27 protein-coding genes and 1 other RNA gene are annotated in these 26,663 nt (G+C 37.3%); 7 read left to right on the top strand and 21 right to left on the bottom strand.

Annotation, left to right across the window (positions count from 1 at the left end; genetic code table 11):
- Positions 1 to 855, bottom strand: coding sequence for a methyltransferase domain-containing protein (locus tag OZX60_01605; protein WEV45469.1), 855 nt, complete (start codon positions 853 to 855; stop codon positions 1 to 3).
- Positions 856 to 1,021: 166 nt separating this feature from the next.
- On the opposite strand from OZX60_01605, the gene OZX60_01600 reads away from it, so the two are divergent.
- A complete protein-coding gene (locus OZX60_01600; GenBank protein ID WEV45468.1) occupies positions 1,022 to 1,471 on the top strand; it encodes a hypothetical protein in 450 nt (149 codons plus the stop codon).
- Between the two features lie 34 nt (positions 1,472 to 1,505).
- On the opposite strand, the gene OZX60_01595 is transcribed toward OZX60_01600, so the two are convergent.
- Both OZX60_01595 and OZX60_01590 read right to left on the bottom strand, forming a co-directional pair.
- Positions 1,506 to 2,291, bottom strand: coding sequence for a TraX family protein (locus OZX60_01595; GenBank protein WEV45467.1), 786 nt, complete (start codon positions 2,289 to 2,291; stop codon positions 1,506 to 1,508).
- Positions 2,292 to 2,431: 140 nt separating this feature from the next.
- Positions 2,432 to 2,995, bottom strand: a complete 564-nt coding sequence (locus tag OZX60_01590; protein ID WEV45466.1) for a hypothetical protein — start codon at positions 2,993 to 2,995, stop codon at positions 2,432 to 2,434.
- Positions 2,996 to 3,206: 211 nt separating this feature from the next.
- Between OZX60_01590 and OZX60_01585 the strand changes: the two genes are divergently transcribed.
- On the top strand, positions 3,207 to 3,833 hold the full coding sequence (locus OZX60_01585; GenBank protein WEV45465.1) for a copper homeostasis protein CutC: 627 nt from the start codon (positions 3,207 to 3,209) through the stop codon (positions 3,831 to 3,833).
- A gap of 29 nt (positions 3,834 to 3,862) precedes the next feature.
- On the opposite strand, the gene OZX60_01580 is transcribed toward OZX60_01585, so the two are convergent.
- The 4 genes from OZX60_01580 to OZX60_01565 all read right to left on the bottom strand — a co-directional run bounded on the left by OZX60_01580 (position 3,863) and on the right by OZX60_01565 (position 9,138).
- Positions 3,863 to 4,882 carry an undecaprenyldiphospho-muramoylpentapeptide beta-N-acetylglucosaminyltransferase gene (locus OZX60_01580; GenBank protein WEV45464.1) on the bottom strand — a complete coding sequence of 340 codons (1,020 nt, stop codon included), beginning with the start codon at positions 4,880 to 4,882 and terminating at the stop codon, positions 3,863 to 3,865.
- Positions 4,883 to 5,004: 122 nt separating this feature from the next.
- Positions 5,005 to 6,813, bottom strand: coding sequence for an ABC transporter ATP-binding protein (locus tag OZX60_01575; protein WEV45463.1), 1,809 nt, complete (start codon positions 6,811 to 6,813; stop codon positions 5,005 to 5,007).
- Entirely contained in the window at positions 6,813 to 8,519 is a 1,707-nt protein-coding gene (locus OZX60_01570) for an ABC transporter ATP-binding protein (GenBank protein ID WEV45462.1), read from the bottom strand. The genes OZX60_01575 and OZX60_01570 overlap by 1 nt, the downstream gene beginning before the upstream one ends.
- Before the next feature lie 133 nt (positions 8,520 to 8,652).
- Positions 8,653 to 9,138: a MarR family transcriptional regulator gene (locus OZX60_01565; protein ID WEV45461.1), complete on the bottom strand. Its 486-nt coding sequence runs from the start codon at positions 9,136 to 9,138 to the stop codon at positions 8,653 to 8,655.
- Positions 9,139 to 9,268: 130 nt separating this feature from the next.
- On the opposite strand from OZX60_01565, the gene OZX60_01560 reads away from it, so the two are divergent.
- On the top strand, positions 9,269 to 10,474 hold the full coding sequence (locus OZX60_01560; GenBank protein ID WEV45460.1) for a cation diffusion facilitator family transporter: 1,206 nt from the start codon (positions 9,269 to 9,271) through the stop codon (positions 10,472 to 10,474).
- A gap of 24 nt (positions 10,475 to 10,498) precedes the next feature.
- Here OZX60_01560 and OZX60_01555 read toward each other — a convergent pair whose 3' ends face one another.
- From OZX60_01555 to OZX60_01540, 4 genes are all read right to left on the bottom strand, one after another.
- Positions 10,499 to 12,778 carry an AAA family ATPase gene (locus tag OZX60_01555; protein ID WEV45459.1) on the bottom strand — a complete coding sequence of 760 codons (2,280 nt, stop codon included), beginning with the start codon at positions 12,776 to 12,778 and terminating at the stop codon, positions 10,499 to 10,501.
- Between the two features lie 150 nt (positions 12,779 to 12,928).
- Positions 12,929 to 14,086, bottom strand: a complete 1,158-nt coding sequence (nagA, locus tag OZX60_01550) for an N-acetylglucosamine-6-phosphate deacetylase (protein ID WEV45857.1) — start codon at positions 14,084 to 14,086, stop codon at positions 12,929 to 12,931.
- Positions 14,087 to 14,219: 133 nt separating this feature from the next.
- On the bottom strand, positions 14,220 to 15,311 hold the full coding sequence (locus tag OZX60_01545) for a toxic anion resistance protein (GenBank protein ID WEV45856.1): 1,092 nt from the start codon (positions 15,309 to 15,311) through the stop codon (positions 14,220 to 14,222).
- Between the two features lie 85 nt (positions 15,312 to 15,396).
- Positions 15,397 to 15,960, bottom strand: coding sequence for a 5-bromo-4-chloroindolyl phosphate hydrolysis family protein (locus OZX60_01540; GenBank protein WEV45458.1), 564 nt, complete (start codon positions 15,958 to 15,960; stop codon positions 15,397 to 15,399).
- 139 nt (positions 15,961 to 16,099) lie between these two features.
- Between OZX60_01540 and OZX60_01535 the strand changes: the two genes are divergently transcribed.
- From OZX60_01535 to rsmG, 3 genes are all read left to right on the top strand, one after another.
- Positions 16,100 to 17,119, top strand: coding sequence for an NAD(P)H-dependent glycerol-3-phosphate dehydrogenase (locus OZX60_01535; protein WEV45457.1), 1,020 nt, complete (start codon positions 16,100 to 16,102; stop codon positions 17,117 to 17,119).
- Between the two features lie 18 nt (positions 17,120 to 17,137).
- The gene (gene galU / locus OZX60_01530) at positions 17,138 to 18,085 is read left to right on the top strand and encodes a UTP--glucose-1-phosphate uridylyltransferase GalU (GenBank protein WEV45456.1); all 948 of its coding nucleotides are present in this window, start codon (positions 17,138 to 17,140) and stop codon (positions 18,083 to 18,085) included.
- 88 nt (positions 18,086 to 18,173) lie between these two features.
- Positions 18,174 to 18,887, top strand: coding sequence for a 16S rRNA (guanine(527)-N(7))-methyltransferase RsmG (gene rsmG / locus OZX60_01525; GenBank protein ID WEV45455.1), 714 nt, complete (start codon positions 18,174 to 18,176; stop codon positions 18,885 to 18,887).
- A 49-nt stretch (positions 18,888 to 18,936) separates the two neighbouring features.
- On the opposite strand, the gene OZX60_01520 is transcribed toward rsmG, so the two are convergent.
- From OZX60_01520 to OZX60_01475, 10 genes are all read right to left on the bottom strand, one after another.
- Positions 18,937 to 19,335 carry a lipopolysaccharide assembly protein LapA domain-containing protein gene (locus tag OZX60_01520; GenBank protein WEV45454.1) on the bottom strand — a complete coding sequence of 133 codons (399 nt, stop codon included), beginning with the start codon at positions 19,333 to 19,335 and terminating at the stop codon, positions 18,937 to 18,939.
- A gap of 122 nt (positions 19,336 to 19,457) precedes the next feature.
- Positions 19,458 to 19,976, bottom strand: a complete 519-nt coding sequence (locus OZX60_01515) for a ComF family protein (GenBank protein WEV45453.1) — start codon at positions 19,974 to 19,976, stop codon at positions 19,458 to 19,460.
- Between the two features lie 152 nt (positions 19,977 to 20,128).
- Positions 20,129 to 21,418, bottom strand: a complete 1,290-nt coding sequence (locus OZX60_01510; GenBank protein WEV45452.1) for a DEAD/DEAH box helicase — start codon at positions 21,416 to 21,418, stop codon at positions 20,129 to 20,131.
- A gap of 92 nt (positions 21,419 to 21,510) precedes the next feature.
- Positions 21,511 to 21,860, bottom strand: a transfer-messenger RNA (tmRNA) gene (ssrA, locus tag OZX60_01505).
- A 25-nt stretch (positions 21,861 to 21,885) separates the two neighbouring features.
- Positions 21,886 to 22,512: a YigZ family protein gene (locus OZX60_01500; protein ID WEV45451.1), complete on the bottom strand. Its 627-nt coding sequence runs from the start codon at positions 22,510 to 22,512 to the stop codon at positions 21,886 to 21,888.
- Positions 22,513 to 22,619: 107 nt separating this feature from the next.
- On the bottom strand, positions 22,620 to 22,931 hold the full coding sequence (locus OZX60_01495; GenBank protein ID WEV45450.1) for a DUF1827 family protein: 312 nt from the start codon (positions 22,929 to 22,931) through the stop codon (positions 22,620 to 22,622).
- Between the two features lie 65 nt (positions 22,932 to 22,996).
- Entirely contained in the window at positions 22,997 to 23,491 is a 495-nt protein-coding gene (locus OZX60_01490; protein WEV45855.1) for a peroxiredoxin, read from the bottom strand.
- A gap of 121 nt (positions 23,492 to 23,612) precedes the next feature.
- Positions 23,613 to 24,428 carry an amino acid ABC transporter substrate-binding protein gene (locus OZX60_01485; protein WEV45449.1) on the bottom strand — a complete coding sequence of 272 codons (816 nt, stop codon included), beginning with the start codon at positions 24,426 to 24,428 and terminating at the stop codon, positions 23,613 to 23,615.
- 1 nt (position 24,429) lies between these two features.
- Positions 24,430 to 25,068 carry an ATP-binding cassette domain-containing protein gene (locus OZX60_01480; GenBank protein WEV45448.1) on the bottom strand — a complete coding sequence of 213 codons (639 nt, stop codon included), beginning with the start codon at positions 25,066 to 25,068 and terminating at the stop codon, positions 24,430 to 24,432.
- Positions 25,069 to 25,092: 24 nt separating this feature from the next.
- Positions 25,093 to 25,734, bottom strand: coding sequence for an amino acid ABC transporter permease (locus tag OZX60_01475; protein WEV45447.1), 642 nt, complete (start codon positions 25,732 to 25,734; stop codon positions 25,093 to 25,095).
- Between the two features lie 120 nt (positions 25,735 to 25,854).
- On the opposite strand from OZX60_01475, the gene OZX60_01470 reads away from it, so the two are divergent.
- The gene (locus tag OZX60_01470) at positions 25,855 to 26,631 is read left to right on the top strand and encodes a peptidylprolyl isomerase (protein WEV45446.1); all 777 of its coding nucleotides are present in this window, start codon (positions 25,855 to 25,857) and stop codon (positions 26,629 to 26,631) included.
- The last annotated feature ends 32 nt before the right edge of the window (positions 26,632 to 26,663 follow it).

Here is a 26,663-nt window from a genome sequence, read left to right as displayed (position 1 = left end):
TTAAATTAGGTTACTACTCTTAATATTTTCTTTACTAGGCTTCTTCCCCACAAGAATTTTAACATGAACTGTTGCTGTCTTCGGAGGATCCTTTCGAACACGTTCCTTGGTTGCCTGATCTACCTGCCATTCAAGTGGACTCATATCTAAAAAGGCAAGTCTTAGATCTTCAGGGATATCAAAGGTATAAGAAAGCTCTTTTTCTTCCACATCCTGGTAATTGTCCTTAAATTTTTCAAGAACCAGGCTATTGTCGTAATCAAGAGGGATTCCGTAAGCTTCCCTGAGTTCTCTCAAATAAAATCTATCTGGTATAACCTTAATTAGCTGACCACAATCACTCATTACCCGGTCAAATTCTTGATAGTTACTAGGGGTAAAAATATTTAATAAATTATCAATCGATTTATCTTTATAGGGCAGGCAAGTTAGGTCTGCAATTGACCAAAAAGCCGGTATAGTTTGGTTTGTGGCAAGAATAATTCCATCGCGAGCAATATCAAAGGCAAAATTTGATCCCTTAAAATCTAAAAGATTAATAAATGAACCCTCACCGCAACCAATATCTAAAAGGCTCTGACCCACAAGTTGATCCTTAATCCAAGCAAGCATAGGTGCATACATCCCAGCCTGAATCATCTTCCCTCTAGGAATAAACATTTCCTTGGTATAATTTTCAACAACCTTATGACTTAAAAAATTAACGTAACCTTTTTTATTAATATCAAAATTGTGGTTATTTTTACATTTCAAACTATACCTTGATAAGGTAAAGTCTTGGTTACATTTTGGGCAGGCAAGACTTGTAAGATCTTTTTCTAAAATATTGTAGGCCCGGTCAATCTTTTTAAGCATGTTTTCTCCTTCTATTTCCATCGACTACTAGTAAATTATTCTTCATTCTCTCAAATATTTTTAGGAATTGCAATTACTCCTAGAAATATCCTACTTTCTACCTATTGCCGCAGATGATCCAATAGATTAAAATAAAAGAAAAACCATTAACAATGAGGAGATTAAGATGAATCTTAAAAAGACCCTACCACTTCTTGCTATAAGTCTCTTGGCCTGTGGAAGCCTACTTGCCTGTACTTCTAAGAGTCTATCAAAGGATAAAACAGATACTTCAACAAGCCTTAATAGCTCATCAATAACTGAAGACAAAAAGGGCGTTTTCACAGGTGTCTTGGCTGAAGATGTAAGCCAGCTTGATGATGCTGACAAGGCCTACCGTTTTTCTTTAAAAGATGTTGAAGCAACAAGTGACCCAAATGACATTGAAGGAATTTTACAGGCAAATGGAATTGTACTAAACCTCAGTAAAGATCAACTTCCAAAAGATTTTAAAGAAGGAGATTACAAGGAAGGGGATAAAATTTCATTTACCATTGAAGGGCATCCTGCAATGACTAATTCTCTACCGCCACAAATCGTTGGTCAAGTAGTTTCTTCAGTCGAAAAAGTTAAATAAAAAAAACATCTGGTTATTAACCAGATGTTTTTTTCTACATAAAGTAGTTAGCATATAGATATGACAAGATGTAGAGGATGTAGATGTGAGCTGGGTAGAAAATATAGAAGAAATATTTTGAACCACCACCCTTTTGTCCATTATAAAGGGCAATTGGGATAATTGAAAAGATTGACATCCACTGGAAGTTTGTTGTGAATAGGTTTGAAAAATCTCCGTTTAATGCTAGGAAGGCATAAAGGGCAATTAATAGATACTGAATGATTTTTTTATCCCTAAAGATGTAAAGGCCTAGAGCTAGAAGGGCTGAAATCCAACCACCTTCAAGAGTCATGTAGTTAGGAACAAACATCATAAAGTAGGCACCAATCATTGGTAGTGATCCCATTAAAAGAATACCAACAAAGGCTGTAACTGCTGGAAGTAGGATTAAAGCAATACCTAAACCATATTTTTTAGCACGAATCTTGTCATAGGCAAGCATTAACAGGGCTGCAACAAACATAGTCATAAAGATGTTGTTGACCACGTTAACATTATAGTCGTCCATTGGAAGAAGTCTTGTAATAAGTAGATTCAAAACATTCATTACAAGAGAACCCACGAAAAGTCGCTCTAAATACTTGCTCTTATTGCGAGTATAGTGGAAACCTTCAGAAAGGGTAAATAGGAAGATTGGTAAAACCAAGCGACCAAGCATTGAAAGAATTGTCGGTGCACCTGCATAATCAAACATTTGATGAATATGATCAAGTACCATCAGGAAAACACCCAGGAGCTTAAGCTCGTTTCCTGTTATTCCTTTTTTTATTATATTCATATAATTTTCTCCATTCATTAATTAATCATCATAACTTATTATACACAATTTATTAAAGTAAGAGGTGACAATTTGATCAAAAAGACTGACAAATTTGTAAGATACAAACTCATCAGTCTCTTTTTTATGATAAATAGCCCTTATTTATTTTTAGCAAGAATTACTGCCTTTTTAAAGACAGGAATATCAAATATTTTACTTAGAGGTTTGGCAACATAATAGGCGATATTATAGTCAATAAAGCTATGAACAAATCCACCTAGGGCCATGATTGTCAGAAGGTAGCCTAAATTTTGTGGTTTAACTCCCATACCTGAGAAGAAGAAAATTGCTACAACAGCCATCTCAACTATAGTGTGAATTAGGGCAATAAGAATATTATAAATCTGGAATTTCTTATTACTCAAAACAGTGTCAGGTCTTTTTTGCAGGTAGATTGAACCGATTAAGGCAAAAACCAGATGTGAAAGAGCCCTCAAGGCAATGATAATCGGGGTAGTGAGGAAGAAACCAAAGGCGGTACCTAGGGCAACTAAGACGGCCACTCCTGGTGAGAAAAACATGGCAATAAAAAGGGGAACGTGACTTGCTAGGGTAAATGAGGCTGGTCCAATAACAATTTTGGGCATGACCATAGGAATGGCAATCCCCATGGCTATTAAAATTGCCACAACAGTAAGTTCTTTAATTGAGTTCTTTTTCATAATTCTCCATTATCCTAATAATTTTGTGATTTTTTTAATTATTTTAACTTTTTATAGATTGTGAGTCAATACACTATTTTGAAAACTGATAGAGTATTCATTAAGTTGTTATATATTATAATTTTATTGAATGATTAACACCAAGCTTTCTTTTACAAGTTAAGTCATTTATTGTATGATAGACCCAACAAATAAAACAACGGAGAATGATATGTTAATTAAGGAATTTTGTGCTGAAAACTTTACTAATATTCCAAAAGCCCTTACAGCTGGTGCTAATAGAATTGAACTTTGCGATAATCTTGCGGTCGGTGGAACTACGCCAAGTTACGGGGTAATCAAGGAGGCTTCTGCCTATACCAAGGATGATAATGTCCCCCTCGCAGTCATGATTCGCCCGCGCGGTGGAGACTTTGTCTACAACAGTGTAGAGGTTAAAATCATGGAAGAGGATATTTTAAGGGCTACAGAAGCAGGAGCCACTGCCTTAGTTCTTGGAGCCCTAACTCCTGAAAACACAATTGATGAGGAAGTCATGGAACGCCTATTAATCGCAAGTTTGGGACTTCCTGTTACCTTTCATATGGCCTTTGATGAAATTTCTGATTGGAAGGCTGCTATGGACTATCTAATTGAGCAAGGAGTTGAAAAGATTCTAACCCACGGAAACAGCCTCGATCAAGTTCTAAATATCGATAAAATCAAAGAAATGGTCGCTTATGCTGCTGGCCGAATTGATATTATGATTGGGGGCGGGGTGACCTATGAAAATGCCCAGGACCTAGCTGAGCTTACTGGTGTCAACTATGTTCACGGGACAAAAATTGTAGCAATTTAAAAAAACCTGGTTTACAGGTTTTTTTCTTTTTAATAAAGGGTATTTAAAAGTTGATAAAAATCAGTAGTTGAAATGATTTCATTAGACTCTGCCATCTTATCAATATAACTATCCTTGTTACTTTCAAGGTCACTGAGCTTTTCTTTTAGTTTATCATAAGTCAAATCCTCATCTTGAATTACCTGAGAATAGCCCTTATCTTCAAAGTAGCGGGCATTTTGAATCTGGTCTCCCCTACTTCCAGCTGCTGATAAAGGAACTAGAATATTTGGTTTTTTACAGTAAAGAATTTCAAAAATTGAATTTGAACCTGCACGGGCTACGACAAAATCAGAACTCTTAATTACCCCAAGCATGCCCCCATTGATAAATTCAAAGGGATAGTAACCTGGAACTTCCTCATAGGTATTACCACTTCCCGTTTGATGGATGACATTATATTTTTGCAAAAGGTCATCCAAATTTTCCCTAACAAGATCATTAATATTCTTGGCCCCAAGACTTCCACCCCAGAAAAGAATAGTTTTCTTATTCTTATCAAAGGAAGCAGGTAGCTCAAAATTAGAAGTAGCTTGATCATCAATAACTGCCCCCACCTGCCTGTGACCTGGAATTTTAAAGGTTGTCAAAACTTCCTTGGCAAATTTAGAAGAGATCTTGTTGGCAAGCCCCATGGTCTTATCTGATTCGTGGATAATAACAGGAACCCCGTTCATCTTAGCTCCAATTACAACCGGAACTGAAACAAAGCCACCCTTTGAAAAAATAAAATCAGGTTTTGTTTTTTTAATAATCTTTCTTGCCTGGAAAACTCCCAGGGTAATTTTAAAGATGTCTGTAAAATTTTCCCAAGAAAAATAGCGTCTTAATTTCCCTGTTGAAATAGCATGGTAGTCAACCTGCGGATAATTTTCAAGCATCTCCCGCTCAATTCCCTTTTTTGAACCAATATAAACTTGTTCCCAACCATCTTTTCCGTAAAGTTCAATCAATTGGAGATTCAGGCTAACATGTCCTGCAGATCCCCCTCCTGTGTATAATACCTTCATTTTAAATCCTCTATTTTTTAGTCTTTAAATTAATTATACAATTTTAGGGCCTAAAAAGCACCCTCTCAAAGCTTAAAGACAAAAAAACTAAACCCTTTATTTCTAAAGAGTTTAGCCTTTTTTTATTCAAAGACAAATTGATTGTGGTAAAGTTCTGAGTAGAATCCGCCAAGTTTGAGAAGTTCCTTATGATTTCCCTCCTCAATTACCTGTCCGTCCCTAAGAACCACGATTTTATCCGCATTTAAAATTGTCTTAAGTCTGTGGGCAATTACAAAGCTTGTTCGACCAGCAATGGCAGCTTCCATGGCCATTTGAATCTTGCTTTCAGTAACTGTATCGACATTACTTGTTGCCTCATCAAGAATTAAAAGTTCTGGATTTGTAAGAATAGTTCTTGCGATTGAAATCAACTGCTTTTGTCCTGTTGAGAAGACATTTTCATCATCATCAACATGAGTATCATAAGCATCAGGAAGGCTCATAATGAAATCATGAATATGAGTCGTTTTAGCAGCTGTTATAATTTCTTCTTCGCTGGCATCAGGTTTTCCAAAGCGGATATTATCACGAATGCTACCACTGAAAAGAACTGATTCTTGTAGAACGATTCCCACATTTGACCTTAAACTATCAAGATCCATCTCACGAATGTCAGTGTTGTCAATCTTGATTGATCCAGAATCAACATCATAGAAACGGTTCATCAGATTCATAATAGTGGTTTTACCAGAGCCAGTCGGTCCAACCAAGGCCACCATTTGACCTTTATCAACTTCAATTGATACGTCTTTTAAGACTGGTTTTCCTGGAACATATGAGAAATCAATATCATTGATAGTAACTGCTGATTCAAGTTTTTCAAATTTAAGACCTTGATCAGGACGAATTTCTTCAGGTTCTTCAAACATTTCATTTAGACGGTGAGCACCTGTTATAGCCATTTGAAGTTCAGTGAAGCTACTTGAAATTTGCATGATTGGTTGGTAGTACTGTTGTGAATATTGAACAAACATAACTACAAGACCAAGAGCTGCTGCCCTTGACATTGAACTATCATTTAAGGCTAGGTATGATCCACCAAAAATTACAAGAGCTGTATTAATCAAACTAATTCCATTCATGGTAGGAAAGAGCATTCCACCGAAAACACGCGCCTTAAAGGTTGCTGCTTTAACTTTTTCATTTTGTTTAACAAAACCTTTAATAGCATCATCCTGTAATCCTTCAACGATGATAGCCTTTTGTCCTGAGATCTTCTCATCCATGTAGGCATTTAATTTACCAACCTCATCCTGTTGGATATCAGTATATTTTTTAGCCTGACGGACAATAACCACTGCAAGAATAAGGGCTACAGGAGTTGATGCGATAGTAAGCCAGGCCATGTTAACATTTTGCCTGAACATCATAATAAGGAGACCTACAAACAAGGCTGAGTTTGTTGCCACCTGAGTTAGTGACTGGTTAAATGAGTTTTGAATATTATCAAGATCACTAGTAAATCGACTTAGAATGTCTCCGTCTTGATGGCGGTCAAAAAATGAAATTGTAAGGCGCTCAAGTTTTCCAAATAATCCCTTACGCATCTCATTAGTAGAGTAACTTACTACCCTAGTAAATAGGATTGAGTAGATAAGAGTTGCAACAGTTGTGAAAACATAGGTTAGAAGAAGTTTCCACATAATATCATAAAAAGGTTGCTTACTTGGGCTAACAAAAGGTGTTCCTGCTGCCTGAGCAATTCCCTTGGCTTTCATATAATCACCAAGCCATTCTCCAAGGCTTGTTAGGGCGTCTCCTAAGAAAACTGGTGCCTTAACCTGCAAGTAGGTCGCAGTAATGATAGCCAGGAAGATGATAAAAAATGAAAGCTTGTATTTTCTAAAGTATTGATAGAAAAATTTAGCTGCCTGCTTGTATTCACCCATTATTCATCACTTCCTTTCTGTGTTTCATAAATTTCACGGTAAACAGCATTTGTTTCAAGAAGTTCCTTATGACTTCCTTCACCAATTAGTTTTCCTTCATCAAGAACTAAAATCTTATCAGCTTTTACCACACTTGATATTTTTTGAGCTACAATAACTGTTGTAGTTCCTTTTAGGTCCTTATTAAGGGCTTCTTGAACCAGTTTTTCACTCTTGGCATCTAAGGCACTTGTTGAATCATCAAGCACTAAAACCTTAGGATTTTTAATAACACCACGGGCAATGCTCATCCTTTGTTTTTGACCACCAGAGAAGTTAGCTGAACGCTCTTCAACCTCTGACTCGTAAGCATCAGGCATTTTTTCAATAAATTCCTTGGCTTGAGCAATTTCACTGGCCTTCTCCATTTCAGCATTACTTGCATCTTCCTTACCTTGTTTAAGGTTATCAGCGATACTTCCGCTAAAAAGAATGGCCTTTTGAAGAACGATTGAGATATTTTTCTTAATGGTTGCACGACTTAAATCTTTTAAGTCCTCACCACCAATTTTAATCTCACCCTTACTTGGATCAAAAAGTCTTGGAATTAATTGAGCTAGGGTCGTTTTACCCGAACCAGTTGCTCCAACGACCCCTACAGTTTGGCCTGGATTAATCTTAAAGCTTACATCTTTAAGGGTTGGTTTTTCATCATTTGGATAGGTAAAGGATACATGATTAAATTCAATTGATCCGTTTAAATCCTCAGCCGGTCCGTCTTTAAAGTACATTTCAGGTTCTGTTTTGAGAATCTCATTGATACGACGGATTGAAATGAAGGCACGACTTGCCATCATAGACATCATTCCACCCATAATAATTGCAAACATAATCTGACTCATGTAGGTCATGAAACTTGCAACTGATCCTAGAGCTTCTGGCTTACTAGTAATGAAGCCTGACACCAAGTAGATGGCAGTAAAGATTGTCAATTGGCTGACAAGGGTGAATGATGGAATCATGGTTGAAAAAAGATTACCAACTGCCAGATTATGACCTAGGAGTTCATCACTTGTTTCATCGAATTCCTTAATTTGGCTTTTTTCTTGCACAAAACTTTTAACAACGCGGGCACCGCGAAGGTTTTCCTTGGCAATTGTATTACTCCTATCAAGTAATTTTTGGAAGGCACCAAAGTGAGGTCCCATCTTACTCATGGCAAAACCAGTAATAAGAACAATTAGGACAACAAGAATCACAATTAACCACCACAATTCAGGTAGGGTGTTAATGGCAAGAATAAATGACCCAATAAATAAAAGGGGCACCCTTAAAAGAACTTGGAAAATCATCATCACCAAGTTTTGAACTTGGTTGACGTCATTTGTCATCCTAACAACGAGATTTCCTGCATTAAATTTTTCAATATTTGAATATGAAAAAGTTTGAATTTTACGGAAGCTAGCCTCCCTAATATCTGCTGATACTCCTTGGGCAATCTTAGCTGCGAGCACTGTATTAATAAGTCCTGCTAGTAAACCAACAACAGCTATTCCGATTAGCCAAACACCAATACTTAAGATCTTATCTTGATCATCATTTAGGACTGCTGCAAGCACCTCTTTCAAATACTGCGGCTGCAGTAAGCTTGATGCTACAACAAATCCAATCATCACAAGGGATGTTAAGGCATACCACTTGTACTTTTTAATAAATTGGAAAAGCATTTTCTCCTCTTTCTACTTTTAATTTTGAATGAATCAACTAAAAACCAGCTAATTCATTGAAACTCCACAAGAACCAATAATGACATTTTACTTATTTAAAGAAGGATTGTCATTTATTAAGGCTCTAAGCTTTTTAAAGGTCACTTATACACTTTTTTGACACCTTACCCTTAGTCTCCAAGGAAGAATCAAGCTTGGTCAGCAAATGAAAAAGCTCCTCTTGCTCCTTTAAGGTCAATGAAGCAAATATCTCCTCAGTAACCTTATCTACGTGTTTCTTGCGCTCCTTAACGTCCTGTCTACCCTTAGAAGTCAAATAGATACGACTAATCCTCTTGTCATCCTCATCAACGAGTCTATAAATTAAATCGTCCTGCTCCAGCTGCTTGACCATGGCTGTAACACTTGATGGCTTTATGCTAGAGGTATCTGCGATTTCTGAATTGGTAAGCCCGTCTCCCTTTTTTTCCAGGTAAAGAAGTAGGCCTCTAGAGCCCCTGTGGCTACCGTCTTCATTTATTCTTCGCTTGTCTGTAACTCCTTGAACTGCCATCATAAGATCTGGTTTATGGACAATTTGCATAAAGAGACCCAGCAGATTTCTACTTATTTCAGACATCGCTTCCTCCTTTCTAAGATAATTAGTTTTTTATTTTTTTGACTAACAAATTATCTTACTTTTAGAAGAAACTGTCAAGACTTATGCCTTACTTATTACAGACTAAGTTTTTTATGTTACAATACTCCTTATGAGTAATTCGAGAGTTAAGGAACTAAAATTAGCAGAGCGTGGTGCTTTAATTAGCATTATCGCCTACGTCGTTTTGTCAATCATCAAGATTGCTGTCGCAAATATTACTAATTCAGAAAGTTTAAGGGCTGATGGTTTTAATAACATCACTGATATCTTGGGAAATATAGCCGTTCTTGCAGGAATCCGTATGGCAAGACGTCCCGCTGATAGTGACCACGCCTATGGTCACTGGAAGGTTGAAAGTGTTGCAAGCCTTATAACAAGTTTTATTATGTTTGCTGTAGGTTTTGTTGTTCTTCGCCAGACAATTGGTGACATGATAGCCAATCAAAAAACAGAAATTGATCCTATTGGGGCCATTGTTGGAATTTTTTCAGCCATTATCATGTATGTAATTTATATTTATAATAAAAGGCTAGCAGATAATGTAAAATCTCCAGGGCTTATGGCCGCTGCAAAGGACAACCTTAGTGATGCCGTAACATCAATTGCAACCTCAATTGCCATTATTGCAGCATCCTTTAACCTAACATTTATTGACCGCTTAATGGCCATTATCATTACCATCTTTATCTTTAAAACAGCCTATGATATCTTCTCAGAAAGTGCCTTTAGCCTGTCTGATGGTTTCGATGAACAAAAGATTGAAGACTACAAAGAGGCTATCATGACCATTAAGGACATTGAAGATGTTAAAAACATCAGGGGAAGGACCTATGGCAGTAATATCTTCCTTGATGTAGTAGTTGATATGAGCCCTGATATGTCTGTTTATGAAAGTCACTTGGCAACTGAAGAAATTGAAAATCTCCTCAGACAAAAATTTGATATTTTTGATGTCGATGTCCATGTTGAACCGTCTTATCTTGCAGATGAGGAAAGAGACAGCTATATCGCCCTTGATCTACTTAATCTGGAAGAAGCAATTTTAAATGGAGCAAAACTTGATAGTCTCCTAGATAGCAACTTTAAGGAAATCACAGCTCAAGGCCTAACCCTTAATAAAAAAGAAAAACTAAGTCAAAAATTCCAAGGAAAACTTGGTCTTGCCCAGTTCCACCCTACCAGAATCAGTAAAAAAACCTTTATTCTAAACTATGAATACTTTACCGGTAAAAATAGTTACTTAGTAACAAGTATCTGGCGCAGAAATAAAGACTGGCACTGCATTCACAGGCAAACAACAAAAAAAGAATCCTAAGGGATTCTTTTTTTGTTGTTTTACTTACTCTACTAATTCTGCTTGTTCAGCTTGGGCCAATTTGTCATTTTTGAGGTCTGCTTTTTTCTTGCGTCCTCGTTTTTTTCTAATAACAATCTTGTCATCTTTGTTCAAATCAGCAACCAGCCTATTATTATCTGGATTTTCCAGGTAGAAATCAGCCACACCGTCCTCAATATTATCTTGGATGGTCCTACGAAGTGGCCTTGCCCCCATGGCTGGATCATAACCTAAATCGACTAATTTTTCCTTGGCTTTATCAGTTACATCCAAGTGAATGTCATTTTTAGCAAGTTGACCATTAACTCCAGCAAGCATCAAATCAACAATCTTAAGAAGATTTTCTTTATCTAAAGGTTTAAATTCAATGATTCCATCAAAACGGTTCATAAACTCAGGGCTAAAGAAATCTCCCAGTTGACCTAAGACAGAGTTTGTCCGTCCCTCACGGGCTGCTCCAAAACCAACACTGGCTTCAACCTTACCACTTCCAGCATTACTGGTCATAATGATGATTGCATCCTTGAAGCTGATTGTTCGACCTTGAGCATCAGTTAGACGTCCGTCATCTAAGACTTGAAGGAACATATGCATAACATCAGGATGGGCTTTTTCAATTTCATCCAGAAGAATAAGAGAATATGGGTTGCGGCGAACCTTCTCTGAAAGTTGACCTGCTTCTTCATATCCTACATATCCAGGAGGAGCTCCAATAAGTTTGGCCACACTATGTTTTTCCATGTATTCGCTCATATCAAAGCGAATCATGCTGTCTTCTGATCCAAATAACTCCTTGGCAAGTTGTTTGGCAAGCTCAGTTTTTCCGACTCCAGTAGGACCTACAAACATAAATGATCCAATTGGACGATTGTCCTTACCAAGACCAATTCGGTTACGACGAATAGCCTTTGAAATCTTATCAACAGCATCATCTTGACCAATCACATGAGCCTTTAAGTCACTGGCTAAATTTATTAATTGACTTTGTTCTTTTTCCTTAATATTTCCAACAGGAATACTGGTTTTTTGCTCAATAATGGCCTCAATATCCTTTTCAGAAATTACAGGCGTGTCCACTTTTTCACCACTTTCCTCCCTTAAAACCTTAAGTTTAGAAATCTGATCTCGGAAGAAAGCTGCCTTTTCAAAGTCTTCAAGTACCATGGCCTCATTCTTTTGATTTTCAGCCTCTTCGATTTTTCTAGTCAAATCATCTGGATCAAGGAAGCGAAGGGTTAGATTTTTCTTAGAACCGGCCTCATCAAGAAGGTCAATTGCCTTATCAGGCAGGAACCTATCTTGAATATAGCGATTAGATAGTTGGACAGCTTGAATTATAGCCTCATCAGTGTAGTTAACATGGTGATAGTCCTCATATCTCTTTTGAATTCCTTTGAGGATGGTAATGGTCTCATCAACACTTGGCTCATCAACTTTTACAGGCTGCATCCTTCTTTCAAGGGCTGCGTCTTTTTCAATTATCCTGTATTCATTTAAGGTTGTTGCCCCGACCATCTGAACTTCACCTCGAGCAAGGGCAGGCTTTAGAATATTTCCTGCATCCATACTTCCGTCACCGGTACTTCCAGCCCCAACGATTTCGTGAATTTCATCAATGAATAAAATTACATCATCACGCTCTTTTATTTCCTCAAGAAGCTTTTGCATCCTCTCTTCAAATTGTCCACGAACTCCTGTACCTTGGACAAGGCTTACTACATCAAGCCTGATAACTTCTTTTCCAAGAAGTTTTTGCGGAACGTCTTCATCAATGATCTTTTGGGCAAGTCCTTCAACAACTGCCGTTTTACCAACTCCAGGCTCCCCAATTAAGACTGGATTATTTTTAGTTCTCCTATTTAGGATTTCAATTACTCTTGTGATTTCTTGATCACGTCCGATTACAGGATCAATTTTCCCCTGCCTAGCAAAATCAGTAATATTGATGCCAAATTCATCTAGAAGGGAAGGTTTAGAGCTCCTTGGTTTCCTTGGCCCCTTGCCTCCGCCGTTAGCACCACCTGTTTGAGTTGGTGGAACCTGACCATAGCCTATTTGAAATTCCCTATTTAAGGTTCCAAATAAATCTTCAAAGGGATTGTATTGGCGGTTATTTTCATCACTAGTATTAGAATTTTGAGGACCATCAAAAAGATTGGTTCGACCTCCAACCTTTAACTCTTGATAGCATTTTTGGCAGAGATCTGTTTGGTGTTTTTTTCCATCTACAGTTGTGTATAGATGGATTGTAGCTTCATTTTTTTTACAGTTTTGACAAAGCATATTAATCTCCTTTTATAAGTAAATTTTAAAGTTATTCAAAGTTTGACCTTTTTTGACCTTTAATCTATTATATCAATTACAATCATTTTAGCAAATATTTTAACTTTTAAACATAATTAACTTGTTTACATAAAAAAAGATAGATCAAATCTATCTTTTATAGCGGCAAACTCCGTCAATCCAAGTGGATACAAGATCCATTTTTTCATCTAAAACAATAAAGTCAGCGTCGCGACCTTCCTTGAGACGGCCGCATTTATCATCAATTTTTGAAGATAGGGCTGGAATAAGAGTGGCCATCCTTATGGCTTCCTCAGGACTTGCTAGCCCCCAAGCTACAACATTTTTAAGGGCATCCTTTAACTGTAGGATACTTCCAGCAAGATTACCACCATCTTTCAGGCGGGCAGTACCATCTTTAACAATAACGTCAAATTCGCCTAACTTATAGTCTCCATCAGCTTGACCACCAGCCCTCATGCAGTCAGTTATAAGGGCTACATGCTCATGACCCTTTTGCTTAATTAAAATATCACAAGCCTTAGGATGAACATGATGGCCATCACAAATTAACTCAGCATAGGTATGAGGAAGCTCAAACATGGAACCAACCATACCAACTTCCCTGTGGCTTAAACCGCGCATTCCATTATAGGCATGAACCCAGACACTTGCCCCAGCCTCAACAGCCCGAGTAGCATCCTCTAGGGTTCCATTAGAATGACCCAAGGCTACAGCCACGCCATCTCGGCTGATTTTATTAACAAAATCTTCTACCCCGTCTCTTTCTGGTGCAAGGGCAATCTTTTTAATAATTCCTCCTGAAGCTTCTTGCCACAGTCTAAACTCTTCGACAGAGGGGTCAGAAAAGTATCTAGGATTTTGTGCACCCTTATATTCTTCTGTAAAATAGGGACCTTCAAAGTAGATACCCTGAATTTTTGCCCCTTGGGCCTTCTTGTAATTTTTTCCAAGATTCTCTGCTACTTCTTTTAAAAGGGCATGATCCCCTGTGAGGGTAGTGGCTAAAAAGCTAGTCACTCCTGTCTCAAGAAGTCCTAGGCTCATGTCACCTAAAACCCCTTCAATATTATTATCCATAATATCAACTCCAGCAAAGCCGTGGATGTGGGTGTCAACCAAACCTGGACTAATCGAGTAACCACTGTAGTCGACTATTTCAGCCTCCAATCCCTCAGGTACATCAGTCACATAGCTACCAAATTTTTTACCTGTAATTTCAAGGTATCCTGGACCCTTAACCTCATAAGGATAAAAGAACCTATCCGCTTTTATGTATTTCATAATTTCCCCTTATTAATTATTTCTACTTTGCTTCCTATTTTACTCCTTTAAAAAACTCTGTCAATTGGTATATACCTATTTAGTGAAATTAGTATTAAAATTAAAACAAGCACCCTACTTAGAGGATGCTTGTTTTTTATTTGCCACTTACTTCTAGTAATTTGACCTTGATATCTTCTTCCATTTTTGCCAGTTCAACTTCTGATTCCCGGCGTTTGCGGCTTCCTTCGGCTTGGATCCTCAAGGTTTCCTGGATAGTATAAATTAGGTCATCTTGAGTTTTCTTGAGGGTTTCAATATCAACCACTCCTCGTTCGTTTTCTCTAGCTGCTTCAAGGGCTGAAGTTTTTAACATCTCACTATTTTTAGCCATCAAATCATTGGTCGTTTCAGAAACAATCCGCTGACTTGTCAAAGCATCCTTTTGTTTTAAAAGGGTTAAAGCTATAGCAACCTGATTCTTCCATAGGGGAATGGCAGTATTGATTGAAGTTTGAATCTTTTCAGCCAGCTCCTGGTTGGTATTTTGAATCAAGCGAATTTGCGGTGCCTGCTGAATGGTTATCTGCCTAACCAAGCGTAAGTCGTAGGTTCTTTTGTCCAAACGATTTCTATAAGCTTCAAGATCACTAATTTTTTGAATGGCCAAAGCATCCTCACTAGCTTCCTGGGCCTTAAGTCTAGCTTGGGGAATCGTCTCCTCATCAAGTTCCATCATTTTAAGCTCAGCTCCAGCTATATAAACATTCAAGGCCTTAAAATAATTTAAATTTTCATCATAAAGATCTTCTAAAACCTTATTATCAGCCAATAAAACTGCCTGTTCATAGTCAAGCTTGCCTGCAATTTTATCAATTCCTGCCCCAATTTTTTGATATTTCTGGGTAATTTCAAAAACAGATTTTTTAACCTTTCCAAACATCTTACTGAAAAATCCCTTATCCTCAGCAACCAAATCATTGGTATCTGCTTCCTTCAAGCGAAACATCAAATCAGTAAGGCTTGAACCGACCTCACCCAAGTCTTGGGCCTGAACCTTGTCTAAAACTGACTGAGAAAAATCCCCAATCTTTTTTTGGGCATTGGTACCATATTGAATAACCGACTGGGAATCATTTTCATCCAGCCCTTCAACTAACTTCTTAGCCTGCTCAATCTCATCTGGACTCAAAGTCGATAAGGTTGTAGACTTCATTTGCTCTTGCTTGAAAGCATCAGGCTCTACCATATTACCTGGCTCAACCCTCTCAAGATCACTTGGAGTCTCAAAATTCTTGAGGGCATCTTCTTTCATTAAATCGTCTAATATTGGATTATTCATAGGTTTCCTCCTCCTCTCTTAGGGAATGTTTAATGTCTTCAAGGTCATCAATTAAACTTGCCTGATAATTTTTAGATATTTTTTCAGAAAGTTTCATTATGTAGTGAAGCCTTTCTGCCAGTTCAAGCTTAACCTCTTGAGTCACTGGTTTAACAGCTGATAATTCACGGTACTTTTTAACCAAGGTGGCCATGTTAGGTAAATCCTTGTACAAGAAAGTATCCTCCTTGGTCATCATTGAAGGCTCCTCAACAATTGCCTGGAAGGTTTTCTTACTGGCAAAAAGTCCCTGGGTCTCATCTTCAATGACCATCAGTTTTTCGTCATTTGAAATCTCTTCCTCCCAGTATTTTATATAATCCCTGGTTTCTTTCATAGTTCCCCGGAAGATACTTATGTCCTTGTCATCCAGTCCCTTTTCCCGGTAGTGTTCTAGCTTACTGGTAGCTTTATTTTTTTTATTGGTCTTAGTTGTATGCTTATCCCAGGTCTTATCAGAAGACAGGTTTTTTATTATTAGATATATAAGTACTAAAATTATTATTGCTTTCCACATAATCTGCACTCTCCTTTTGAATTTTATTCTATCATACTTTTCCTTTTTCCATATACAGCTAGGGGCTGATTTTATAAATATTACTTACAAAAATCACAAGAATATGCTAGAATATTCTTACGTATAGGAGGATTTTTTTTTGAATAAACAAAAAATTGCTGTCCTTGGCGCAGGTAGCTGGGGAACAGCTCTTGCTCAAGTTTTAAACGATAACGGACACGAGGTAAGACTCTGGAGTAATAATCCAGCTCAAATAAAAGAATTCAATGAAGAACATACAAATTCATTCTTCTTTGGAGATCAAAAGTTCTCAGAAGATATTTTAGGTTATACTGATCTTTCTGTGGCCCTTAAAGACATTGATTCTATCTTATTTGTTGTACCTACTAAAGTTATTAGACTTGTTGCCAAGCAAGTAGTTGAAGTACTTGACCACAAGGTAAATGTTATGCACGCTTCTAAGGGGCTCGAACAGGGAAGTCATTTGAGAATCTCACAAGTTCTTGAGGAAGAAATCCCTCAGGATCTACGAGGGGAAATAATTGTCATCTCTGGACCAAGCCATGCCGAAGAAGTGGCTGTACGTGATTTAACTTTGATTACTAGTGCTTCAAAATCAGAAAAAGATGCCCTGTATGCTCAAAATATTTTTAGTAACCGCTACTTCCGCCTCTACACAAATGTTGATGTAATAGGTGTTGAAACTGCCGGTGCCTTAAAAAATATAATTGCTGTTGGGGCTGGTGTGCTTCATGGCCTAGGTTACGGGGATAATGCCAAAGCTGCAATCATTACCCGTGGCCTTGCTGAAATAACTCGCCTGGGTGTAGCTCTCGGAGCTAACCCCCTGACTTATATTGGCCTATCTGGAGTTGGAGATTTAGTAGTGACTGCTACCAGTCAGCACAGTAGAAACTGGCGAGCTGGAGATGCTATTGGTAAGGGACAAAAACTTCCAGATATTGAAAAAAATATGGGTATGGTTATTGAAGGTGTTGCTACTGCAAGAGCTGCTTATGAGTTAGCTCAAAATCTTAAAATCGAGATGCCCATAACTGAGACAATCTACCGGGTACTTTATGAGGATGCTGATCTACCTGAGGAAATTGTTGCTGTTATGGAACGTGAATTTAAGGCTGAAAACGAATATAATATTTAAAAATTAGGAGATTTAATTGTGAAAAGAGTTTATCAAGAAAAGAAGGTTAAAAAAGCTGTCATTCCCGCTGCAGGACTTGGAACTAGGTTCTTACCAGCAACAAAAGCGATTGCAAAAGAAATGCTTCCAATCGTTGACAAGCCAACCATTCAATTTATCGTAGAAGAGGCCCTAGCAAGTGGAATTGAGGATATTCTTATCGTAACAGGTAAGGCTAAACGTCCAATCGAAGACCACTTTGATTCAAACTTTGAATTAGAAGCTGCCCTCCGTGAAAAAGGTAAAGATGATCTTTTAAAGCTTGTTGAAGAAACAACTGATATCAACCTTCACTTTATTCGTCAAAGCCACCCTAAAGGACTTGGACATGCTGTCCTTCAAGCAAGAGCCTTCATTGGTGATGAACCATTTGTTGTCATGCTTGGTGATGATTTGATGGAAGACGATGTTCCTCTAACTAAGCAATTAATCAACGACTACAATAAGGTTCACGCTTCAACAATTGCCGTTATGGAAGTTCCTAAAAAAGATGTCGACAAGTACGGGGTAATCGCTCCTGAAGGTCAGGTTGAAAAAGACCTTTATAATGTCGCAAACTTTGTTGAAAAGCCACCAGTTGATGAGGCGCCAAGTAACCTTGCCATCATCGGACGCTACCTACTAACGCCAGAAATTTTCAATATTTTAGAAAATCAAAAGCCAGGAGCCGGAGGAGAAATCCAACTTACAGATGCCATTGAGTGCCTTAATAAAACTCAAAGAGTATTTGCCCGTAAATTTACTGGTAAACGCTACGATGTAGGAGACAAGCTTGGATTTGTTGAAACAACAATTGAACATGGACTTAGACATCCACAAATCAAAGATGGACTTAGGGAATACATCATTAAACTAGGACTTGAACTTGAAGAAGAAGACCTTAAAAAGGCTGACAAAAATCAAGTTAAAGAAAATAAGGAAAAGTAAGGACAATTTGTCCTCTTTTTTCTATTTTCCATTATTTTTATTGAAAAAATGTTATTATTTATTAAGCATAGAAACAGGATGAGGTAAAATGAACACAGAAGAATTTTATAAAGAACTTGAAAAATTTGAACTTGTACTTAGTGACAAACAAAAAGAACAATTTGAAACTTATTTTTCCCTATTAGTCGAATGGAATGGGAAGATAAATCTAACTGCAATTACTGAAAAAAAAGAAGTTTATCTCAAACATTTTTATGACTCAATTGCCCCTATTTTGTACGGACTTGTTCCAAATGAAGAAATTAAACTTTTAGATATCGGTGCTGGTGCTGGCTTCCCAAGTATCCCGATGAAAATTATCTTCCCTAAAATTAAGGTAACAATTATCGATTCCCTTAATAAAAGGATTAATTTCTTAAAACTCCTAAGTGGTGAACTTGGTATCTCAGACCTTGAATTACTCCACGGGCGAGCTGAAGATTTCGGTCAAAATAAAGAATTTAGGAGGCAATTTGATTTTGTAACAGCACGTGCAGTTGCCCGTTTGAACATCTTAAATGAGATTACCATTCCCTTCCTGAAAAAAAATGGTATCCTCCTGTCCCTTAAGGCTAGCCAGATGAAGGACGAGGTTACTGAAGCAAAGAATTCTTTGGCTATTCTAGGAGCTAAACTTATTAAGGAAGTTGATTACGAGCTGCCAAATGGAGACGAAAGGCATATTCTTGTAATCGAAAAGACCAAGGATACCCCTAATAAGTATCCCCGTAAGGCTGGTACACCTAACAAAAAACCTCTTTAATTCAGTATAAGTAAGCAAAAAAAGAATCCTTGTAGGATTCTTTTTTTGCTTACTTGTCTTCTGGTTGACTAGATTCATCACTAGTCTTTTCGCTAGCAGCATCTGCCTCCTTGGCCTTGTCAGCAACTTGGCTAGCTTTTTCTGCCTCTTTCTTAGCAGTTTTATCATTTTGGAGTTGAGTTTGAATATCGTCCAACTCCTTACGAGTTTCTTGTTCTAAGTTAACCACTAGGTGGTCAAAATCACTCTTTTCAAAAACCCAACCAACAAATACTCCAACTGCCAGCATAGCTAAAATTAGAATAATCAGGGGCATCTTAACTGCGAAGAATAAAAGCGAAACTTCTACAGATGTCCAGTTTTGCAAGGCAAATACCGCAACAAGTACAACAATAATTAATGCAACCACCCTTTTAAAGGTAAAAAATGATTTAGCGTCCTTCATCATATGTCCTCCATCCTTTGTTTCCCTCATTCTACAAGAAAATCAAGAGCAAGTCAAAAAAATGAGTCTTTAAAAAAAGATGTTAACATTATTGATCTATTTCTCATCCTAATTGACTTTAAAATTTACCGGGCTAAAGATAAACTCCTTATCTCAAGCCCCTTTACGTCCCTTAAAAGATTAAGAAGATGGGCAATTGTTCTCCCACTAGTATAAATATCATCAAAGATTAAAATTTTATTAGGGATACTTATTCCTTCAATTAGAGAAAATGGATTTTGAGAAGAAAGACGCTCCTGCCTATTCTTAAATTTTTGAGAACCAGATTCGCTCTTATTAAAAAGGTTAAGGTAGGGAATGTCTGCTGCTTCAAGCATGGAAGTCACCTGACAAAAACCACGCTCTTCCAAGGTTTTTCTACTTACGGGGACTGGAACAATTGTATAGTCCTCATACTTTATCAGTCTTTCTCTAAGCCTAGCAGCAAAAACTGATTTCAAACGGTAATCTCCCTGAAGTTTATAGGCAACAAAAAATTTCCTCATCAGCTGGTCATACTTATAGATAGATTCATGCCTCATCGAAAGATTATCTTTCAACCAATAGCTGCAATCCTCGCAAATTTCTTCCCTTGATTCCTTCATACATCTAGAACAAATATCTTTAGCTGTCCTATCAATTTCTTGAAATTTATCCAGGCACGGCTTACAGACTCTTTTCCTTTGGTAGTTTGAAAAAAGGACATTTAAAAAACTGATAGAATTAATTATAGGGGTTGAACATAAAAGACAAGACATCAAAACCCTCCCAACCTATTCATTAACTTGATTTCCTTTTGAGCCTTAACCATGGCCCTACTTTTGCCATTATGGAAAAAATAGATAAGACCATCAGGCCGTTCCATACTTCGACCAACCCTACCTGCTATTTGAACTAGGGAGCTTGAGGTAAACAAACGGTGATTGGCCTGGAGAATAAAAACGTCAACTCTTGGAAAGGTCACCCCCCTCTCTAAGATGGTAGTTGTAACCAAAATATCGATTTGTCCCTCCCTAAATTTGTCAATCTGCTCCTTTCTATCCTCACTCAAACTTGACACAAAGGCTATTTGCTCCTCAAGCAAGATAGTTTTTAGGAGGTCAGTAAATTTTTGACCAAAAGATATGACAGGCACAAATATTAAAAGAGGATAACCACTTACCCGCTGCCTTTTCAGATACCCAATAAATTTTTTAGGTAACTCTTTTAAATTCCAAGGGATCTGACACCAGATATTTTGCGGTAGGACCAGAGGTTTTCCGTGAAATCTCCTAGCTAAAGTAGCCTTTTTTAAGGTTCCCGCTTTGACCTGTCCATTCAAATTATCTGTGGCAGTAGCTGTTAGATAAATAAGGCAGCTGCCTTGCCTCCTTGATTTTCTTGCAGCCCGGTATAAAAGATTATTATCCCTAAAGGGAAAGGCGTCAACCTCATCAATAATCAATAGGTCAAAGGCCTCCTTAAAGCGTAAGAGTTGATGGGTTGTTAAAATTGTCAGCTGACTTCTAAAATATTTATCCCCATCCGCATGTAGGAGGCAAATATCAATATTAAAATCCTTAACCATCCTCTTGTAAAGCTCCAAGCATACATCAACTCGGGGAGAAGCAAATCCAACTATACCTCCTTGATTAATAACCTCTGCTACTACCTGGTAGGTCATTTCTGTCTTTCCAGCACCTGTAACTGCATGGACCCAAATTTCTTCCTTGTTTTTTAGGGCCTGCAAAAGTTGTTTTGAAACTGCCTCCTGAAGATCTGTCAGCTGTCCTTGCCAGGTCAAGACATTTTGATCTGGTCTTGGAAAGTCAACCTGCTCCAAATGATAGAGAAATTCATCTGATCTAACCCGTCCAAGTTTTAAGCAATCAGGGCAAAAATATGCTCCAATCGGAAGCAGCACATCTGCCTTGTTATTTTTTACAGTGCACCGATTACAAATTATATATTTACCGTCTTCAGTCATTGCCTTGACCTGGCACTTTTCACTAGGCTCGTAATCAAGTTCACTTTTACTTATAATTCGTCCATATAAAAGTTCATCCATATTCTTATATACGAAAATTAAACCTTATTTTCCCACCTAAAATAATTTTTCCAGCAAAAAATCAGACCCTCTAAGAAGATCTGATTTTTATTTTATGGAGCCGGTGGGAGTCGAACCCACGTCCGAATATCTTGCTACACAAAGTTCTACAACCATAGGCTATGCATTAATTTGATTAAATCCACAGACATAGCTCAACTGGGAATTTAACGAGTCTATATTCTTCTCCTCAAAGGGCTAGACAACCTTTAAGTGTATCCCACTAATTTTGAGGACTAAAATTCACCATGGGCGAGTGAAAGCTAGTCCACGTGTGCTGGTTTTTAGGCAGCTACAGCGTATGAATTACTATTGTTAGCAATTAATTTAAGTTTGCAGGTTAAGGTTTGCCACCTAGTTGCCCTTCATGCTCAATAATACCCGTCGAATCCGTAACGACCCCAGGTAAGACAAGTTTAATTATACCATCAAAGCTTGACTTCCACAAATCTTTTATCAAGCTTTTCCGTATTTACTCGTCCACTAAAAGCATTTTCAATTTCTGCCAGTTCCTGATCAACTGCGGCCAAATCAACAAATATTGAACCCTTGACCCCTGTTGTAAACTCAGGATTAATAAATTCAAGCCCCCTGTCTCCTAAAAAGCGGTTAAAACTATCATAAAGCGAGTAATCAAGGCCAATAGCCACTTCCTGCTGCTCAACCTTTTTAACTAAACGGGTACCATCTAAGGCGTGAGCCACTGCTCCCCCATAAGCTCTAATTAGACCTCCTGCACCTAGTTTAATGCCCCCAAAGTACCTAGTTACTACAGCTACAACATTTACTATTCCGCGCTTTTTCAGAATTTCAAGCATCGGGATTCCCCCAGTACCAGAAGGTTCCCCGTCATCACTTGACCTTTGAATCTCCTGCTTGTCTCCTAGAGTAAAGGCTGAAACATTGTGAGTCGCCTTATAGTGTTCCTTTTTTACACTTTGAATAAAATCCCTTGCCTCATCTTCGGTGTAAACCCTTTTCAGTTGGCAAATAAAACGAGACTTTTTTATCTCTTCTTCAAAAATTACATAATCATCTTTAATTGTTATCGTCATGCTTAGATTTTATCAAATTTTACTTACTTTGAGAAGAAATGAGAAAATAAAAATCTCGCCCAATCTAGATGCAAGCAACTAAATCAGACGAGAGTAATTTATAAAAATCATTCAACTTTATTAATAATAGGTATCGAAATCTCAATAAGGTTAGGTTCTTCAAGCATGGTTATACCATCTTTATCAATTAACTTTTGATTAATTCGTTTCTTAATAAAAAAATTCTTAATATCTTTTCTTTCATCTTGACGAATTGCTCGATACTTATTGGAAACAATAATTTCATAATGGTTTGGAGCCTGTGTATAAATAACATCTGTATTCCCTGCAGAATAAACTTCTACAAGTTCGGCATCAGTATTTCTCAACTGCTCTCTGACCAACCCACGATGATTATTAGTCACATTAATTATCTTCATATGGTCTCCTCCAATCCCTTCTTCCTATTATTATATCACTAGATTTTACATATTAAAATAATAAACTATTTTGTGTCAGACAATTTTTCAATCGCCTCTGTTAGTTTATCGTAGCTTGGTTCATCAGTCATTTCTGAAAGGATTTCACAATAAACAATCTGACCCTTGTCAACCAAGTAAACACTTCTTGCTAGAAGGCCATTTTCCTTCATCAAAAGACCATAAGCTCTTCCAAAGTCTCCTTTTTCGTCTGACAGAACTTCCATGTCAATTCCTTCAGCTGCACACCAATTTTTTTGCTCTTCCCTAGTATTATTTGAAATTGATAAAAATTCAATGTTCTCATTTTCAGAAGCTTCTTGGTTGAAATGTCTAGTTTGGAAGGCACAAACACGAGTGTTAATATTTGGAAAAATACTTAAAACAACTGGTTTATCAAAATCAGACAGACTAACTTCTCTTCCCTTTTGGTCTGGCAAAGTAAAATCAGGAGCCTTACCTTCTGTAATTGGATTGATTCTTGCTGCTTCTTCACCGTGACGTGTAATTATTTTCATGATTCTTCTCTCCTCATTTTTATAACTTCATTTCCTATGTCCTTATTATACATAAATAAGCCATAAATAGCTGATTAGAGGATTTTAAAATAAAAATAAAAGACCTAAAGGTCTTTCATCTTTATTATTTAGGGTAAACATCCTTACCAAACCACTTGTCTGAAATCTTTTGGAAATCTCCAGATTCGTGAAGTTCTTTAATGGCCTTGTTTATTTTTTCAACCAAAGTTTTATCTGCTTTACGAGCACCTACTGCGAAATCTTCAGATGTATAATCAGTAGGGATAATATTGTAGTCAGAAATTTCATTGTTTTTGTTGAGATAGTACTCAGCGTAAACATCGTCAATTAGTAGTCCATCAATACGACCACTTTTAAGATCAAGTAGGGCTTCATTAAATCCTTCATAAAGAGTTGCATCATTATCTTTTACAATGTCTTTTAAGACATCTGGATTATTAGTAAAGGCATCATAACCACTTGAACCTTCTTGGGCTCCAAGAATTTTACCGCTCATTTGGCTAACCTTATCAATGTTTGATGATTTTTTAGTTACAAGAACCTGATCATTTTCCATGTAAGGATTAGTGAATAGAACTTGTTTTTCCCTCTGAGGGGTAATTGAATAACCATTCCAAATCAAATCAATATTACCATTGTTAAGTTCAGTTTCCTTCATTGACCACTCAATCGGTTGCATCTTAACCTTAATTCCATATTTATCAAATACGGCATTAGCAAGATCAATATCAAAACCAACATTATTTCCTGACTCATCTTTGAATCCCATAGGAACGAAAGTATTGTCAAAACCAATGACTACTTCCTTTTTGTCCTCAATTTTCTTCCAGCCATCACTGGTTGAAGAATCCTTTTTGCTACAAGCCCCTAAAGTCAAACAAACTAATAAAACCGACAGTAAACCTAAAACTTTCTTCATATTACTCCTCCTTTGAGTTAACAGCTAAAATCGTATCAGCAATCGTTTCAGCAAACTTCATATCATGAGTTACAACTATTTGGGTTATTCCAGCTCCCTTGTTTTCAAGAATTAAGTCCGCAACCTGATCCCTTAAGCCAGGATCAAGGGCACTAGTTGGCTCATCGTATCCAATAATTTTGGGGGCGATCATCATGGCCCTTGCTAGGGCTACCCTCTGTTTTTGTCCCCCAGATAATTTTGATGGATAGGCCTCCCCCTGATCACCTATCCCTAAATTATCTAAGAAAACCTGGGCCTTAAGAGTAGCCTCTCCCTTGTCCATACCCATCGTTTGGACTGGACTTAAAATCAAATTATCCATAACGGTCATGTTAGGAAATAGCTGAAAGTCCTGAAAAACAAAACCTAAGATATTTCCCTTAACATAACCGTCCTCATGGGAGATTACCTCCCCGTTGTAAATAATTTCTCCACTATCAATACTTTCAAGCCCTGCAAGCATCCGAAGAAGGGTCGTTTTCCCACCCCCACTTGGACCTACAATTGTCAAAAGCTCCTTGTCAGCTACCACCAAGTTAAAATTATCAAAGATAATTTTATCGCCAAATTTCTTACAAATATTCTTTAATTCTAACATTTACCAGTCTCCCTTCCACTTGACCTAACCATGACGATTGATTTCTTTTTCAATCTTCTTAGATAGAAGAGTTAAGAGTCCAATTAATGCCAGGTAAATAAGTGAAACTGTCATCATAGGAACTAAAGACACATCCCGACTCATAGCAATTCTTCCGGCCCTTAAAAGATCTCCTAAACCTACAACATAGACCAAAGAAGAGTCCTTAACCAAGTTGATTACCTCATTAAAAACACTAGGTAAAACAACTCGCACAACCTGCGGAATTACGACAAAGCGGGCTGTTTGCCATTTTGATAACTGAAGCACCTTGGCAGCTTCAATCTGACCCTTAGGTATTGATTGAATTCCCCCCCTAAAAATTTCTGCAAAATAAGCTGTATAATTTAGAACAAAGGCTAAAAGTGCTGCTGGCATCCGCCCAAGGGTTATTCCAACCATGGGTAGGGCATAAAAAATAATGATTAATTGAACCAGTAAAGGTGTTCCCCTCATCAGCCAAACGTAGAGATTAACTAGTAGGCGGACTGGGAAAAATTTTACCCTTAATAAAAAAGCAACTATCATACCAAGTGGTATTGATAGGGCTAAAGTAACGGCAAAGACTTCTAAAGTTGTCTTTAAGCCTGACAATAATTGTGGCAGTATTTCTAGTATATACTCCATCCGTCACCCCTTAAAATATAGTTCTATAATTATACAAACATTTAGATATTTTTGCAAGATATTTCCTAGTCTAACAAGGAATTCCTTTATTTATAAATTTTAATTTGTTATAATACTAACATGAAAAATAATAATATTAATAAAAATATAGGCTTAATTATTGGTGGAATTCTTTTACTTATTTTAACTGCGACACTTGTTATCTTTGCTAATAAAGACGACAATAAGTCATCAGCTAAGAGCGAAAGTTTAAATGAACTAAACCTTCCCCAACTATCAACCACTGTTGCAGAAGATGAAGCTGAGGTTAAAATGGTAACTGAAGCTGGTGATATTACCATTAAACTTTTTCCTAAATATGCCCCCCTTGCGTCACAAAACTTCTTAACTCATGCCAAGGACGGCTACTATAATAACCTGGAGTTCTTCAGGGTGGTTAAGGACTTTATGATTCAAAGCGGAGATCCAGAAAATTCAGGACGTGGAGGTCAATCTATCTGGAAGGACAGGGATAAGAGTATTGATTCTGGCCAAGGTTTCAAAAATGAAATTTCAGAAAACCTTTACCACATAAGAGGGGCCCTTTCAATGGCAAATGCTGGTGCCAATACCAATGGAAGTCAGTTCTTTATCGTACAAAATCCTACTGATAGCAGTGCTGGCTTAAACACAAGCAAATATCCAAGTAAGATAATTGATGCTTATAAGACCGGTGGAGTTCCAAGTCTTGACGGAAATTATACAGTTTTTGGTCAGGTTATCTCTGGCATGGACGTTGTTGATAAGATTGCCTCAGCTGAGGTGACTACAAATGATTCTAATGAAAAATCAAAACCTCTTAACCCAGTAAAAATTAAAAGTATTGAAGTAATCAAAGATTACGATTTTAGCAAATAAGAGATAATTAAAAGCAGCTGCCTAGGCAACTG

The sequence above is a fragment of the Streptococcaceae bacterium ESL0687 genome (assembly GCA_029392475.1).
In the GTDB taxonomy this organism is placed as follows: Bacteria; Bacillota; Bacilli; order Lactobacillales; family Streptococcaceae; genus Floricoccus.
This window is presented reverse-complemented; position numbering and strand designations above follow the sequence as displayed.